The sequence below is a fragment of the Ruegeria sp. SCP11 genome, assembly GCF_040329455.1.
Taxonomy (GTDB): domain Bacteria; phylum Pseudomonadota; class Alphaproteobacteria; order Rhodobacterales; family Rhodobacteraceae; genus Ruegeria; species Ruegeria atlantica_E.
The window spans coordinates 116965-131545 of sequence record NZ_JBDZYG010000003.1 but is presented as its reverse complement, the minus strand read 5'-3'; the positions used below and the strand labels follow the sequence as shown (position 1 = coordinate 131545).

Sequence of the window (14581 nt, the reverse complement as noted above, 5' to 3'; positions counted from 1 at the left end):
ATTGACAGGAGAGTGTGATTTAGCTCCACTATGTATACGCGAATTTTTATATATTTTATTGCTGGGAGGTCGATAATGGAGTCTCACCGTGTAGTTAAGTCATATGCCGATGCGAAAAAGGTTTCGCCTGATGAGATGGTCTTGCTTGAAGTGCCCGGTCAATATGCACGCGCAGTATACTGGCTGGTAAATACTCTATCCAATCCTGAAGAAAACGAAATGGGGCAACTTGTCAAAACGCTGATGGCTGCTTCAAACCCTGCCCCGCAATGAGCACCTCATCCAACCCACCCGTCCCACCGGTTCATGTTCTGCTGAGTGGCTTCGACATGGCTCACCCCTTTGACTTGTCGATCGAAGAAGTCAAAGAAATCGGCGAAGAGATTTTCGCTATTGACGCTCCAGCTTTTCTGGACGGTTCTGTAGAGGCATTGTCGACCGATTGCGGCAACACCCTCTCTACAGTTCTATGTGATTGTGCAGGGACGCTTTCGACGCTTTTTTGTCTGTCTTCCAACGTGGGCAGTGGTTGATTCGTCCTTTGTAGCGAGACAAGCATGCGGAACGTGACAAGCCCCTCGTGGATTTACAGACGGCTCTATACTGGCAGCGTTCGCAATGGCCTTGATCGTTTGATCGTCGATTTAATGCCTAGCGTTCTTGACCTTCCCAATCTTGATGGCTGGTTCTTTATACGGTTCGCAGATTCCTCTGGGCCTCATCTTCGGCTCAGAGTACGCCTGCCGTCGCAGCAAGCCTCGGAATTTGATGCGATCTGTCTTCGCGCCCTGCAAGCCCTGCCTCGTCAGCCTCCATTTCTATACCGGTCAGCTTTGGCCGTAGGTCAGTTCGGATATGTTGTGCCGGATCACGCCGTCATTCGAGTTGCCGAGGATGAGTACCTCCCTGAGACAGATAAATTTGGCAAGACCAGCATGGGTTTTGCGGAGGATCTGTTCGAGTGTTCCAGCCATGTCGCAACGCAGATCTTGGAGCATGAAAACCGCGGCTATTATTCGCGTAAATCGATCGTAATTGCACTCATGGACGAAGCACGGCGGCGCTTTGTACCGGCCATTGAACCAGAGAACTACTGGGAGGATTACGCGCGACTCTGGTTTTCCACTTCTGGCGAGGTGGGTGACGTGATTTGGCGCAAACTAGAGGACAAAGCCGTAAGGTTGGCGGATCAGGGTGATCTTGCAGATGTCTTGTCCCTGCCTGAACGGGCTCGACCGCTTGGCGAGGTATGGGCTCGCGCTCTTGAGAAGTCTGCAAACAATTATCGTGAAACGCCCGAAGAAGCGATTTCGCCGGAAAAGCTTGCCGGTAGCTTTGCCCATTTGATGAACAATCGTCTTGGTCTTTTCCCTCTCGAAGAAGCATATTACGCCCTTCTGCTTCGGCATGCCTGCGCCGGAGTGCGCACAGATGCTTGAGACTGGCCTTTTCAAGAAGTTTCGGCGAGACAATCCAATCGCAAGTTTGGTGCAGCCGAAGACAGGGCTTGTCATGTTTCCGCGCAGAATATCCCATATTTTGCGTGAGCCTGACTTCAATGCAATATCGGCGCCCATTGGCGATCTTTCGATGCTCAAGCCAAATATTCAAACCAAACGTCATAGGTCAGGTATCGGCAGTGGGGGCGACCCAGAACTCGCACTATTGCGCGCTGTCGTGGAAGCAGCGGAGCGTTACGCTTGCCTGATTTATGACGAGACTGATTTCTTAGTGTGCTCGGCCGCATCTTTGAAGGATAAAGCTTTGAACTTTCAGAGCTTTGCAACATGCTCAGATGCTGAGTTAAGCCATCCAAAGTGCCCGTTGAAAGCCTTTTCTGAGGATGAAGAAATTCGTTGGGTTCGGGGGTTTTCACTTGTCGACGACCGTGATGTTTTTGTTCCAGCGATAATGGTGCATCTGTCCATGGTCCCCCGGGCAGGAGAGCTGTTCTGGCTGCAGATTTCCACTGGAGCTGCAGGCCATACCAATCCAGCTTCTGCGCTCGTATCTGGTATTTGCGAGTGCGTCGAGCGAGATGCGATCTCAATGACTTGGTTGGGCAGGCTACCATTGCCAAGACTAACAGACACATTAGTGGCTGAGGCGATGGATGGACTGGATATCGGTCAACTCAGCTACAACTTCTTCGATGCGACGACAGATCTTGGTGTACCAACAGTCATGGGAGTACAGGGCGGCGATTTTGATCAGCCCATATCCATGACTTGCGCCTCCGCACTAACGATGGAGGATGCTGTTCGAAAAGCATTACGCGAGGCAGGGCCCTTGCGCACAGTGCTGTATCAAGATCGGGCGTATCCTGACGATCCCGAAGATTTCTCGGAGGTAATCGATGGCGCAGCCTACTATGCTGACGGAAATCGTCTCGAGGCGTTCGATTTCCTACTTTCTTCCGTCCGTCCTGATATGCTGCATATGCCGGCATGCGCATCATTGTCCGAGGCGCAGACACCAGAAGAACAATTGGTTGCTCTGACCGAGCTTCTTGCTTCAAAGGGACATGAGGCCGTCGCGGTCGACATTACGACCGACGAATTGCGTGATGTGGGCCTCTGGATCATTCGAGCCATATTGCCGAGCTTGATGCCGCTGAGTTTTTCGTATCGGGCGCGCTATCTTGGGACGCCCCGTTTGTATCACTATATGCGGATGGCGACAGGTCGGACGTTTGCTGAAACTCGCGTGAACCCAGACCCGATCCCGTTCGCATGACAGATCGGGTCCTCATATTGACCGCAGGACGCTTCGGTGTCTCGGTGGCCAAGGAGATTGCTGATCATCTGCAAGATACAACCGTTAGGCCGCTTGCCAAGGAGGACGGCGGCGCACCTAAGCGCTATTCCGAATATACGTTTGTCGTTTTAGCCACATGGCGTCGCTATTTTGCCGTAAGTGATGCGTTGGATGAGGCGTTGTGGGAGGTTAGTGTTCCTTGGTGCGACGTTACCCTAGAAGGTTCAGTTGTCCGCGTCGGACCCCATATCCGACCGGGGCTGTCCGCCTGCTATGCTTGCTATCGCACAAGGTTTCTCAGCAACTCGGCGATCGCTGACCGGGAACTGGCGCTTGATGCGTGTTTTGACCGCGGGCCTGAGATTGGAATTGCGGGATTTACGCCAGCACAGGTGCGCATTGGCTCTGCCTTGGTAAGGGCGCAAATTCAAGGAGGGTCGCAAGCAGCTGGGCGACTTCAGTTGCTTGATCCAGCCAGCGGGGCATTGCGCTCAGAAACGGTGACACGGGTTCACGGCTGTGCAAGATGTGGCGTACAGAGCGAACCAGGCACGCGCTATTGGCGCGCTTTGCGTGGTGCACTAGGCCCGGTTTCAAAGGGGCAATCTCCATGAGTTCTCACTTTCATGCGAAGGCTGCCGGACGCGCGTTTGCCCATGATCACGAACTTGAACTGCCCGAGCGACCTCGCTTCATCCCAGAGATTGTGATTGGTCCGATTGGTGAGGATGGCGTTTTGATCGCAGGTGGCGGCACGCCAGATGTCATCGCTGGGCGGAGCGCCCGGATCATCTTGCAGCGTGTTATCCCATTGCTTGACGGAACGCATAGCATTGCAGAGATTGAGGATGCTCTTCCCGAATTCGATGAAGGCAGCGTGTTAGATTGCGTATCACTGCTTTGCTCTCGCGGCTGCCTGGAGGACATGGCCACTGGCTTGTTTGATACAGAGGAACATGAGGATACGGCGGCCTTCCTGGGACGCCATAATGATGATACCCGGTGCAATAGGCATCGTGGCGAAGCCCTTTCCCGGATTAAGGCAACCGCTATCCGTGTTGTCGGACCAAGCAACATTGCGGAGGTTTTCACGCAATTGATACTTGGTCACGGGTTTAAACTGGCCAAGGACGACGATGAGAAAGGGTTGACCATCGCCCTGTCGCTCGACAGAGCTGGACCAATTGATTGGACGCGCGGTGTCGTTCCTATCCGTTTGGGCGCAGACGCTGCAACCATCGGACCAATCTTGCAATCTGGCATCTCCCTCTGTCCGGCATGTCTCGAACGTCAGAAACCTCATCCCGTGGGTGTCCCTGATCAGATTTTGACGGACCTGGCGCTTGGCTTGGCGGCACAACAGCTCCTTACGACAGTGTGTTTAACTTTCTCAACAAACCTCAATAGGAGCGGTTTCCGCTATCTGCGCAAGTCAGATGGAAGTGTGACTGGTCAAGAATTCCGGCCTGTTCGACAGCCTGGTTGTCCCGAGTGTATGGTCGGGGGAACACGTCTTGTTGACGATGATCCGCGGCTGGAAGCATGGCGCTATCATGTTAAAACGGCGCTTCCCCCTCGAAGTATCCTCAGCCGGCGCGACCATCAAAATCACTATAGCGCAAGTAATTTGGCCCTGGCGCGGGAGGTTGGTCTTCTTCTGCCTGGACGCCAGAAAATTTTGCTTCCACAAGCAGTTATCGAAGCTGACGCATCAAGAACCAAGACAGGTGACTTGACGCTGAAAGCTCTGGCTGGTCTTCTTAGCTTTGCTGGGGGACAAAAGGCCGGCTCAGATTCAATGCCGCGACGCATCGCGCCATCTGGCGGCAACCTTGGCTCACCAAGGATCTGGGTTTTCGCGCGATCGGTACCGGGTTTGGATAGGTGTATTTATCTTTACGAACCAAGTGATCATAGTCTTCACCCGTTTGGTCCGTTTCATGACAACGAACTCGCCAAAGCTCTGGACGCGCACGAGGGTCTTCCGCAAGCTGTTCTGATCATAGCTGGTGATCTGGCGCGCGTTCGCCGGAAGTACCGTGACTTTGCCTTGCGCGTTGTCCACATGGATGCGGGTGTCGCTTTGCACTACGCGGCTTTAGCCTCACAGGCCCAGGGAATCGATTGTGTCGAGTACGGAGATTTCGATCTTGATCTCATGGTCCCCTTTGGCATTCCTCTAAAGCCGGAACATCCCTGGCCCATCGTTGCAATTGGGCTGGGCACGCCATCGGCACCTGTACTGCGCTGTGAGGATCGGGCCTTTCGATCTACTGCTCAAAGGAATGACGAGGAACAGGGTGCGATGGATCGTCTGTTTCCCGCTCTGCGTGTGGCTGAATTGACCAGAAACTCGGCGGCGCCAAAGGGCGAGAACAACGCAAATGTGACCATCGACACACACCTGCGCGCCGCTTATCGGCGCCGCGCTGTCCGAAGCTTTATAGAGGTATCACCTTCTGAGGAGATGCTGTCTGCGATCCTAAGAGCAGGATGGGTGGGAGTACACGGACTAAGGTCGCGCGGCGCGCCACCTTGCTATATCACTCTATTTCTTGCTCAGAACAGAGATGCACAAGATCTTGGTACTGGAATCTACCATTCCGAACCCGCTGGAAGCTTGTCCCGCATAGCGGCTTTCGACGCGGAAGCCGCCAAACAATGTTTCTTGCAAGAGAGCCTCGCAAATGCTCCGTCGGCGATAATAGCTGTGGCCGATCTTGATATGGCAGGCGATTGTTTTGGTGCGCGCGGTTACACCACGCAGCTAACAACGGCGGGTGCCGCGCTCGCCTCCGCCTGGTTGGCAGCGACCGATCTCGGGCTCGGTGGATGTTTTTCTGCTGGGATAATTTCTCAAGGTTTAAAGGAGGTTGCGGGCTGGGATGGCTATACCAGCTGCCCTCTTCTGGCTCTTCATTTGGGATATGAACGCCCTCTGGACGACAACCAGCGCAATGGGGGGGCGGGATGAACCAACAAGTGCGTCCCCTGGTCGATACGACCACTGGAGCAACGAACAGCCTGATGCTGATCCGGGTCGCAGCGCTTGCTCTAGCAGATTTGACCGCAACCATACCAGCTGAGACAAGTAGGCGTGTGGCTCGATGCTCTGATGCATTGGTCATGTTGCGTCGACATCGAGAGCCTGCCGCGGCTGCATTATATGCTGCGATACCCTCTCTGAACAAAACTGAGCGCAAAGCGGCACTTGCGCTGAAACGTGCCATCATCGCCGAGGCGCCCCACCGCGCGCTCGCCAATGCGAAGGTGGCTGAGACCATCTCCGATCCAGACCTATCAGTGTGGGTGGACGCGGCGACCCGAATTATGGACGAATTCTCCGATCTAGACGCATGTCTGGACGCTGAGATGATTAGCCATACGCGGCCATTGCTTTGGGACTTGTTTCGGAAAGAGGCCTTCCTGAGACCGCTGACACTCGCTGCACCGGGATTGCGCCGTCGCTTGAACAAGATCGGCGTCTTAGGGCTGACGTTGTCCAAGAAATCTCGACAAGTAGAGCTGTCTTTGTTTTCCTATGCGGGTCGCGCGCATACCAAGACGTCACCTTTCGCAAGCTTCCTCTATCTTGGCCTGGTGCGATCAGGTGAGGCGAAGCTTCGCTTCGACTGGTCCAACGCCTCACGCGAAAGCTGGCTTACACCGGCGGCAGAAACGGCAATCCGAGGCAGCGCTGGGTCGCTTTGCGGTAGACTTGAGCATTCGTCCTTTCACCTTGCGCCAAGCCTTCGATGGATAGCGGATGGGGCAGAATGCTTCCGTACAGTTATCGGCAATTGGCGTGGCCGTATCGTGTCGGGACTTGAGCCGGTTCGTGCCCGTTTGCCACATGATTTTTCGCATCAACTTTGTCAACTAAGGCGCATTTCTAGCTGGGACGATCTGATCAAAGTTCTGGAGGGCCTATCAGGGCAAGAGACTCCGCATGCTTTGGCGGAACGCCTGATACACTACGGTGTAATCGAGGTATTGCCGGGGAGTTTTGGCAGCGCAGTGCTAACAGAACAGGAGAGTTGTTGCCAACTCGCGATCCAGCGGGCTGGACAATTACGACGTATGGAGGAAAAAGCGCGTGCAATCGCTTCTGCCAATTCTGCCAAGCGTGTAAAAATCCTGCGTGATATCCTTGCTGATGGGGGCGAACCTCTCAAGTCGATCCTCCAATCTGGTTCTCCGGTTTTCGAGACGGCCAATTTTCCACAGCCTGTAGAGATACCTGAAGAGGTCCAGACAGCAGCGGTTGCCCATCTACGTCATGCTCTCTCATCTAGAGTATTGGTGTCTCGTGATTTTGCCCGCGCGCTTCACGTGTTCACCCAGCTCTTTGGCGAAGGCGGGACGTGTCTCGATACTGTCGGCTTCTTGCATCGATTGCCAGGGATAATCGCGCAACAGGACAAAAGTTTGGATCAGATTGAGCGCCTCCCTAAGGGACGCATTCCAGTTACTACGTTCTTTCAGTACACTGCTGAGATAGACACCGAGAGCCCTATCGTATTGAATGAAATCTATGGTGGAATCGGGTGGCTTTCCGCCTATCATACTTCCGGTCAAGGTGACTTTGCGCGCGATCTTGCAACAAGATTGCATAGCCTATTGCGACATTGGTCAAATCCATGGACTCTCACTGAGATCATTGCGGGCGGTTCAGCAAGCGATCTGCAGCGCCACCGTCCAATATGCGAACTGAGAATTGAACCGCCAGGTAGTTCAAGGACTTGCGTGAACTCAATCAGTTGGGACGCCCTAACGCTCAGGCACGAGATCGAGACCAACACGATCGGTGTCTATCACGGTGAGCGCCGACTGGCTCCGATTTACCTCGGAGGCACAAAGCCTAACCGGCAATGGGGATCGCCCTATTGGCTGATCGCTTTGACGACCCCGTTCTTTATGTCGCCTGTTTTAGAGCGCGTTCCCGATTTCAATACTCTACAAGGCTGCCATGCCCAGCCACGTGAGCAGATGGGCCGCATTATTACTCGCCGCGCCACTTGGTGGATGACGGCGGAAAGAATGCAGAGACGCTGGTTTACACGTGGTGGTGCAGGACGACTGGTCGATGTCCGTGCAGACTGCAAGGCGAACGGTGTTCCTTTGCGTGTCTTTGCGCGCCGTTGGTCGCGCTTGGCCGGGCCAACACTTGGCATCGAATTGCCCAAGCCATTGTGGGTCGATCTTAGGCACCCGTTATCATTAGACCTCTTGGCACGCGAGATCCGGACAGCCGATGCTATATGCCTGACCGAGGCGCTGCCTGGGGAAGCGGGCAACACAGCACATATTTGTGAGTTTCAATTGGAGACGGTTTTGTGACGCTACCTACGGCACCTCCTCCATCCTCCTTCGGAACTCTTCCGAGCCTTTCGCACCTCTTTATGCAGCTTGCGCTTTTCGGATCTACGCTTCCGCATACTCCTCTTAGTAAAGTAGCTCTCCAAGCGGTATTGCGTGAGTTGCGCCAACTGGTCGTGTTGGATCCTTTCAACCTGTGGCTTGTTGGGTCCGCCGTCGACAATTCAGAGGCTGCCGCAGATATTGATATTCTTCTTTCGCCTCGGCGGCTGGACGCGCTCCCAACACCCAGCCAGATAGATGATGCTCTTCGCGCCGCGCGTGCCTATGGCCTACAAGCTCGCGACAAGCCCATTTCCATCGATCCAACTTATAGGGAGGCTGGGCCAACCAAAGGAATCTGCCCCTTGCATGCGGATACGGTGATTGACAGCGTGCAGCTCGCCTCCCCCGGCCGTGTTCAGCAGGCCCTAAAAGGCAAACTTCCCGGATATCGACTGGTTGGTCGATACTGCATTGGTTTTCCTCGCCGTGCGAAAGACACCAACTATTACAACAAGCTGCCCGTGCGGCAATTCGGTTCCGTTTCATTGCCTTACCTGCGCCCAGCGATTCTGGTGGCTGATGACCATGGTGAAGCGCAGTGAAAGCATACTTCACGTCCCAGGGCCGGACCGCTTATGATGCTATCACTGAGTTTCTCGACCAACTGCTTAAACTTCCGGCTGATCGTGAGATCCGCTTGCTGGTAATGACTTTTTCCTTCACCGATGCTGAGCTTGCGCAAGCTTTTGTCACTTTTTGCCGCGTGAGGCGAGGTGTTCAGCTCTGCGTTCTAGCCGATTGGGGGCAGTTCAAACATGCGCCGTCGATGATACCTGACCCTATCCCGAACGAAATTCCCGGAGCAGAGCTGCGCTATACTTGTGATCAGCCTTACGTATGGGACAGGAAACGCAAGCAATGGCGTTGGTCTTATCATGCCAGTCTTGGTTTTCTACATCATAAGGGGGTCATCGCTTTGGTAGACGATAGGCCTTTCGCACTTGTTTGCGGCAGTGCAAACTGGACTCGAACAGCAAGGAAGTCCTTTGAGAACACCCTTTATTTGTCGGCTGATGTTCCTGGTGAATTGGAGATTATTGCGCGATTTGCATTGGAGTTTCAGGCGATTTGGTGTGACGGACAGCTGTCTCTACCAGCCTCGGCCGCCGAAACTACATATGCAGCTCTCTGTGGTAGGCCTCCGCAACTGAAGCGACCACCCCCGCCCGTTGCAGAAGCTGGTCAAATGCGAGCCCTGAGCTTGGCATCTCTTGAGAATTCCGACCAAACGATGATTGCTTTCAGTGGGCGCATGAATGACGGTGATCAGTGTTTCGGTTATGCGCGCGATAATCATGAGCGGGCTTGCATGTTGGCTGGCCCAAACGGAAAGCCCCGCATGCGACCACTCTCGATCACAACTCTCTCGCTTGCGGTTATCTTTGCGGCTCGTCCCGGTGATCGGCTCTGGCTGGCGATGTTTGGCCTGTCCCCAAGGGTTGCAGAATTTGGTGCGCTTCTAGATGCGGCCAGGTCAGGCGTCTTGGTTCGCGTTATTTTAGATGCGAGTGTCGGAGGGGAAGTGGCAATCAGATTGCGCTCCATTGTTGCTCAGGAAGCTTTGTCGGTCGAAGTCCGTACGTCAGCACGTACGATGCATCAGAAGTACTGCCTCTGCCCAGAGCGTTCTTGTATTGCAACCGGTACTGCCAACATGTCAGTTGATTCATCGAAACGACACTCTGAGCACCGCATGCTTCTTCGCGATTCACCGGATTTAACGGCTGTATTCTGCAAAGATTTCGATGACATTTGGGAAAAAACAACTGGCATAAATGTGCCCTGAATTAGAAAACCCCGGTACGACTGCAGCCGTCCGAGGCTTCTAACAAATGGATAAAGTTATCTTCACCCACAATTATCAGATATATGTTTTTCTCTTTTTAGTCAAGCAATGAGACACCAATGTCACTTGGCACTTAATTGCAAAACTGCGGCGGTTCTCGCCTAGCTGGGCACTTGATTTGAGATTACGAGTGTCGCCAGTCTCAAATTAACTGCATCTGGCAAGGGCCTCGTAGCCCGAACGCCAGGTTGATTAGATGGTCGGTTTCTTCGATGAACCGGTTTCTGTTGTGACCGAAGGTATGCGCCTGGAGCATCTGCAGCATTTCTGGACCGGCGCGCTCCACAATGGCGACGCCTGCCAGAAGGGCTGGACGGATGTGGAGCGGCAGGTTTGGATGCTTGGGCGAGGGCGGGAACGATCACTCCCCGGCGATGACGTCATCGAGGTCTGGGGTAACAGCGCCGAGAACCCTGTAGCGCCACCTTTCTGCGTCGCACGGGAATGGCCAGGGCACCCGGCGCATCAGAAGAAGGCGGGCAAGTTCCAGAGGTGACAGCTAGGTTTGGAAGTCGCGTTCTGCATCATCGTCGAGCAGCTTCTCACAACGAAGTGCGATGGCACTGAAGCTTCTGGCCGAAATCCCGGAGATGGCGCGACGACGGCAGGAATTCAAACCAGCGATACGGATTCATCCCTACTGGAGGCATTTGATCATCTACCTTGCGGAGGATGATTTCATCGATGTCGTAAGGATCGTCCATGCGCAGGCGAACTGGTCGGTGTTGTTCTCGGATTAAAAGGCGATCCATCGCAACGCACGACAGGGCGAAAGCTCGGTGTTTCTCGTAATCTAGGGGCCGTCTTTAACGAACTGACACGGCTGTTGATGAAACCGCTCACGGCTGGGAAAATATCAATGCTTGGATTTATGCCGAGGTCTCAATCATGCTTGAGGTCACGAGCTTTGCCACCAATCAGCGGGCTTGGAGCGTTTGCCGCGGTTACGGTCGAGCCAGAGTGCAACTTTGCGAAAGGGCGACAACGCCAACTTCAACCAAAGACGGTGCCGCCATCGCGTGAAATCCCGGTTGAAAGGGCAAACGCGCATGCAAATAGCACAATCGGAGGACAGTTTGGCCCAAAATCCGAAGCACTTAGCTGCGTCGGAAGTCCACTTGCGCACACCTTTGATGGCCGACGGGTTCTCGGTAGTCTCAGGCGGACCGTAAGGCAGCGCCTTGACTGGGCAGGCATCAGCACATTTAGTGCAGATGCCGCAAAAAGCGCTTATACCCAATGGCTTAGGCGAATCATGGGTCAGCGGAAGGCTCGTGAAAACTTTGGAGAACCGCAAGCGCGGCCCGTATTCAGGTGTTATCACCATCTGGTTGCGTGCATATTCGCCCAAGCCCGCTTTGATCGCGTAGGGGATCACGAGACCAGTGTCATTCATGGAGGCTGTGGCCTCATAGCCCAGATTCCGGATATAGGCTGCCAGCTGCATCACGACGCCGGCCTCGTGGGAATATTCACGTCCAGTGGCGGCCCCAGCAAGAGCGGAAGGATAGGTGGCGACAAGTTCCTCCTCCATCTGATGGCCCAACACAATGACGGACGTCAAACCTACTGGTAGGTCATTTGGCGCGTCAGAGAAGTCACGTGTGTCAACGCGGTTTGCGTAGAGCCAGCGGTCGTCCATGTCAGTGATGCCGCAGAGATTGGCACCAAAGAACTTCGCGATGCGTTTGATTTCCTTGGCCATCGCGGCAGGATCGCCGACCGGTTGCTGTGTCGGGGCGACGGGTGTGTCGTTAGCGATCGGGGCCTGGAAGCCCTCGCGCTTACCGGTTTCGCCAGCTCTTTCCGAGATTAAGTCTGAAATAAGCCAAGAGGCGTTTCTAAGCGCGAAATCGCGTTGGGTGAAACCATCACCACGACGAGGGATGGCCTCCATCCTGTACGAGGCAAAGAACGCGTCTGTCTGTTTGCTGCGAATACGCTCATCCCAGAAGGCGCGAGTGAAAATGTCATTGCGCTGATTGAAACGTTCGAATTCGTCTGTGACATCAATGCCTGCCGCAGTGTCGCCCGCTCGTCTGGGGTGGTTGGAGGGATAGCTCATTGGAAAACGATGCTATGAGGTGAGGCTGTTGTCAAAGGGTAGGGGACTCGATCTCCTGTACTTCCAAATGGGGCGTCGCCACTTTAGCTGTTGTGCGATTGTACGTGCCTGAGATTGGACACTTGTGACAATGTTGAAGTCTTCGCGCTATCTGGGAATTTGGGCGGTACAGTTTTTCCATCGAAGCGAATGGCAGCTATGCGCGCTGCAAACGCAGCATCCAAGTGAGGTGTCGAAAGTCGTTTGGGCCGACATGTTCACTAAGGGTAATATCTTACCACTGGCGCCAACTTAGCCTCATTGTTGCGGCGATAGCTTCAGGAAACCCTGCCTGAACACGGCTGCGATAAGCGCGAACAGACAGCCCGTTTTCCAGCGCGATTACCTCCCATTCATCATCCGGATCATGAGCCATTTCCCGCACACCTTCAGTTGCTGCCCTTTCACCCGACCAGCCTCGTTTGAGCCGTTGTCTGAAAGTTTGGAATGCAATCCCATTTTCTTCTGCAACCGGCCAAGCTGGAAGGCCGTTCTCTAATGTAGCCAAACCATCACGGCGCCGATTTTCGAAGGCTCCACGATCATACGGATATTTGGTATGTTCGCAGGGAACCGTCCATTTCTGAATAGAGGCACGGGTGTCCTCGGAGATCTCGAAGCGCACAGGTTTTTGCGTCTTGCTTTGCAGTACTGAGGCGCGTTCCTTGATCTGACCCGATGATATGACATCGACCACCTTCATCTTCACCAGATCACAGCCGCGAAGCTTGCTGTCGATTGCCATGTTAAAGAGTGCAAGATCGCGGTGGTTGCCGGCAAGCTCGAGGCGAACTCGGATTGCCCAGACATGTTTTGGTTTCAGCGGGCGCTTTTGACCAACGATACGGCCTTTGTTCCAGGCTGGGCGAAGCGCGCGAATGGCAGGTAAGTTTGGTGTTTCCATGACTGATCCTCCGATCCGCCATTCCCACCCACAACGACAACCCGACGTTGACGCGGTCCAATATCACAGGATGCTGCGATTGCTCCGAGGTCCTCTCAGAGCCCAAAGCCGCCTTTGATCACGCTTCGGTCTATCGCGAGTGCAGCAAGTCGCGAACCGCAGATTCCGGACGTTCAAAACCAAGTTTCAGATGGCTGGTGAGCGGACTTTGCGGCCATCCGCATTTTCACTCCAAAGGACCGTAGTCAGCCCGAACCGGACATTCCAAAATAGACTTTGCAGTTCCGGTTTGCGGGACAAAGTTGACTTTCGCTATGGGTGTACGAAGGTCCGCTTTTTACCCATTCTGCTAATTTGGTAGTGGCAAGCTTTGTTATATGACTCAAACGGGGATTGCTGAGCGCACTCCCGCGCAAGATGCACGGCTTAGCGGAAGGACACCACTCTTCAGATTGAGGTTTTCGGATGGAATTGACCTTCTTGCTTTGATAATTCGCTTGACCAAGCGGCTGGATAAGTTTTCTATCTATGCGAGAAAACAGATTTCCCAAATCACCTTTTTGGCATGTGAGCACTATGAAGATTTTGGTTGTTGATGATGAACCAATTTTTTGTGATTTGATTTCGGTCGAACTCGCTGCCTGCGGATTTAAAGAGGTTTGCGCAGTGAACTCGGGGGCCGCCGCGATCTCACTTGTGAGAGAGAACTCCAGCCCTTTCGACTGTATTCTGTTGGACATTGATATGCCCGGAATGGATGGTATTGAGTTGTGTCGCCTTCTGAGGGCTGAGCCAAGCACAACTGGGCTTCCGATTGTTATGGTCACAGCACGGTCCGAAGTCGAAAGCGTGGACAAGGCCTTTGCTGCTGGTGCTACCGATTACCTAACCAAGCCAGTCGACCGGCGAGAGCTGCAGGGACGCATGACAATGGCTTCGGGCATGGCGCGTGAGCGCGCTGCTCGTAAAGCGGTTCTGATGCAAAACACGACAACAAATGCGCTATCCTTCGAGGAGCCGTTTCGGCTCCAGATAGATCATTCCTGCATGGACTACCTCGCCTTGCAGAACTATGTTCTGAAGCTCGGCACCATGAGATTGTTCAGTCATATTGCCATTGCGTTTCAGGTTGTGAATGCGTGGCAGCTATATCAGACACTCGACAACTCGGAATTTCAGGGCACAATGTCGGACGTCGCCGAAGTGATCGCGGAAGTTTTGGTGATCAACGATGCGATTGTCTCCTACGTTGGTTCAGGTTTTTTTGTCGCGTTGGCCAAACGTATTCCTGAAGTTTCGGTCGAAGAAATTTCCAGTCAGATCGAAATGAAGCTGCAAACAATGAATGACTGGTACTCCAATCTGGATCAGATGCCAGTTCTTATGAAGATTGGGACGCCCAACGCCAGAGGAATTGTCAACTTTTTGTCGGCTACTGAGATACTGGACACAGCGTTGCAGAACACAAGGGAGTCCACAGCCGTACTGGGCGGGTATTCAGCTGAAAATTCAATAGTACATTGAAAGAGCGGATGAGCTTGGTGAC

At 53.8% G+C, this 14581-nt stretch carries 14 protein-coding genes; 12 read left to right on the top strand and 2 right to left on the bottom strand.

The window, feature by feature from the left end; all coding sequences use genetic code 11:
* Positions 1-75 precede the first annotated feature (75 nt).
* The 11 genes from ABLN94_RS06175 to ABLN94_RS06125 all read left to right on the top strand — a co-directional run bounded on the left by ABLN94_RS06175 (position 76) and on the right by ABLN94_RS06125 (position 10767).
* A complete protein-coding gene (locus tag ABLN94_RS06175; protein ID WP_352990454.1) occupies positions 76-273 on the top strand; it encodes a hypothetical protein in 198 nt (65 codons plus the stop codon).
* A 56-nt stretch (positions 274-329) separates the two neighbouring features.
* Positions 330-533, top strand: a complete 204-nt coding sequence (locus ABLN94_RS06170; protein ID WP_352990451.1) for a hypothetical protein — start codon at positions 330-332, stop codon at positions 531-533.
* A gap of 24 nt (positions 534-557) precedes the next feature.
* A complete protein-coding gene (locus ABLN94_RS06165) occupies positions 558-1439 on the top strand; it encodes a thiopeptide-type bacteriocin biosynthesis protein (RefSeq protein ID WP_352990448.1) in 882 nt (293 codons plus the stop codon).
* A complete protein-coding gene (locus ABLN94_RS06160; protein ID WP_352990445.1) occupies positions 1432-2736 on the top strand; it encodes a YcaO-like family protein in 1305 nt (434 codons plus the stop codon). The genes ABLN94_RS06165 and ABLN94_RS06160 overlap by 8 nt, the downstream gene beginning before the upstream one ends.
* Positions 2733-3371 carry a TOMM precursor leader peptide-binding protein gene (locus ABLN94_RS06155; protein ID WP_352990443.1) on the top strand — a complete coding sequence of 213 codons (639 nt, stop codon included), beginning with the start codon at positions 2733-2735 and terminating at the stop codon, positions 3369-3371. Before ABLN94_RS06160 ends, ABLN94_RS06155 begins: the two co-directional genes overlap by 4 nt.
* Entirely contained in the window at positions 3317-5731 is a 2415-nt protein-coding gene (locus tag ABLN94_RS06150) for a nitroreductase family protein (RefSeq protein WP_352990440.1), read from the top strand. Before ABLN94_RS06155 ends, ABLN94_RS06150 begins: the two co-directional genes overlap by 55 nt.
* A 356-nt stretch (positions 5732-6087) precedes the next feature.
* Complete coding sequence (locus tag ABLN94_RS06145) at positions 6088-8097, top strand: hypothetical protein (RefSeq protein WP_352990437.1); 2010 nt, start codon at positions 6088-6090, stop codon at positions 8095-8097.
* 62 nt (positions 8098-8159) lie between these two features.
* Positions 8160-8723, top strand: a complete 564-nt coding sequence (locus ABLN94_RS06140) for a hypothetical protein (protein ID WP_352990435.1) — start codon at positions 8160-8162, stop codon at positions 8721-8723.
* Positions 8720-9967 (top strand): phospholipase D-like domain-containing protein, encoded by a 1248-nt coding sequence (locus ABLN94_RS06135; protein ID WP_352990432.1) that lies wholly within the window; start codon positions 8720-8722, stop codon positions 9965-9967. The genes ABLN94_RS06140 and ABLN94_RS06135 overlap by 4 nt, the downstream gene beginning before the upstream one ends.
* Before the next feature lie 256 nt (positions 9968-10223).
* The gene (locus ABLN94_RS06130) at positions 10224-10523 is read left to right on the top strand and encodes a hypothetical protein (protein ID WP_352990429.1); all 300 of its coding nucleotides are present in this window, start codon (positions 10224-10226) and stop codon (positions 10521-10523) included.
* A 61-nt stretch (positions 10524-10584) separates the two neighbouring features.
* Positions 10585-10767 (top strand): type II toxin-antitoxin system RelE/ParE family toxin, encoded by a 183-nt coding sequence (locus tag ABLN94_RS06125; protein ID WP_352990426.1) that lies wholly within the window; start codon positions 10585-10587, stop codon positions 10765-10767.
* A gap of 158 nt (positions 10768-10925) precedes the next feature.
* Here ABLN94_RS06125 and ABLN94_RS06120 read toward each other — a convergent pair whose 3' ends face one another.
* A complete protein-coding gene (locus ABLN94_RS06120; protein ID WP_352990423.1) occupies positions 10926-12092 on the bottom strand; it encodes a 4Fe-4S double cluster binding domain-containing protein in 1167 nt (388 codons plus the stop codon).
* Between the two features lie 274 nt (positions 12093-12366).
* Complete coding sequence (locus ABLN94_RS06115) at positions 12367-13035, bottom strand: hypothetical protein (RefSeq protein ID WP_352990420.1); 669 nt, start codon at positions 13033-13035, stop codon at positions 12367-12369.
* Positions 13036-13611: 576 nt separating this feature from the next.
* On the opposite strand from ABLN94_RS06115, the gene ABLN94_RS06110 reads away from it, so the two are divergent.
* Positions 13612-14559 carry a response regulator gene (locus tag ABLN94_RS06110; RefSeq protein ID WP_352990417.1) on the top strand — a complete coding sequence of 316 codons (948 nt, stop codon included), beginning with the start codon at positions 13612-13614 and terminating at the stop codon, positions 14557-14559.
* Positions 14560-14581: the final 22 nt, after the last annotated feature.

Bases quoted from the DNA above. Each gene is read 5' to 3' on its own strand.
- ABLN94_RS06175 (WP_352990454.1), top strand. From the start codon at position 76: ATGGAGTCTCACCGTGTAGTTAAGTCATATGCCGATGCGAAAAAGGTT.
- ABLN94_RS06170 (WP_352990451.1), top strand. From the start codon at position 330: ATGGCTCACCCCTTTGACTTGTCGATCGAAGAAGTCAAAGAAATCGGC.
- ABLN94_RS06165 (WP_352990448.1), top strand. From the start codon at position 558: ATGCGGAACGTGACAAGCCCCTCGTGGATTTACAGACGGCTCTATACT.
- ABLN94_RS06160 (WP_352990445.1), top strand. From the start codon at position 1,432: ATGCTTGAGACTGGCCTTTTCAAGAAGTTTCGGCGAGACAATCCAATC.
- ABLN94_RS06155 (WP_352990443.1), top strand. From the start codon at position 2,733: ATGACAGATCGGGTCCTCATATTGACCGCAGGACGCTTCGGTGTCTCG.
- ABLN94_RS06145 (WP_352990437.1), top strand. From the start codon at position 6,088: ATGGACGAATTCTCCGATCTAGACGCATGTCTGGACGCTGAGATGATT.
- ABLN94_RS06140 (WP_352990435.1), top strand. From the start codon at position 8,160: ATGCAGCTTGCGCTTTTCGGATCTACGCTTCCGCATACTCCTCTTAGT.
- ABLN94_RS06130 (WP_352990429.1), top strand. From the start codon at position 10,224: ATGGTCGGTTTCTTCGATGAACCGGTTTCTGTTGTGACCGAAGGTATG.
- ABLN94_RS06125 (WP_352990426.1), top strand. From the start codon at position 10,585: ATGGCACTGAAGCTTCTGGCCGAAATCCCGGAGATGGCGCGACGACGG.
- ABLN94_RS06120 (WP_352990423.1), bottom strand. From the start codon at position 12,092: ATGAGCTATCCCTCCAACCACCCCAGACGAGCGGGCGACACTGCGGCA.
- ABLN94_RS06115 (WP_352990420.1), bottom strand. From the start codon at position 13,035: ATGGAAACACCAAACTTACCTGCCATTCGCGCGCTTCGCCCAGCCTGG.
- ABLN94_RS06110 (WP_352990417.1), top strand. From the start codon at position 13,612: ATGAAGATTTTGGTTGTTGATGATGAACCAATTTTTTGTGATTTGATT.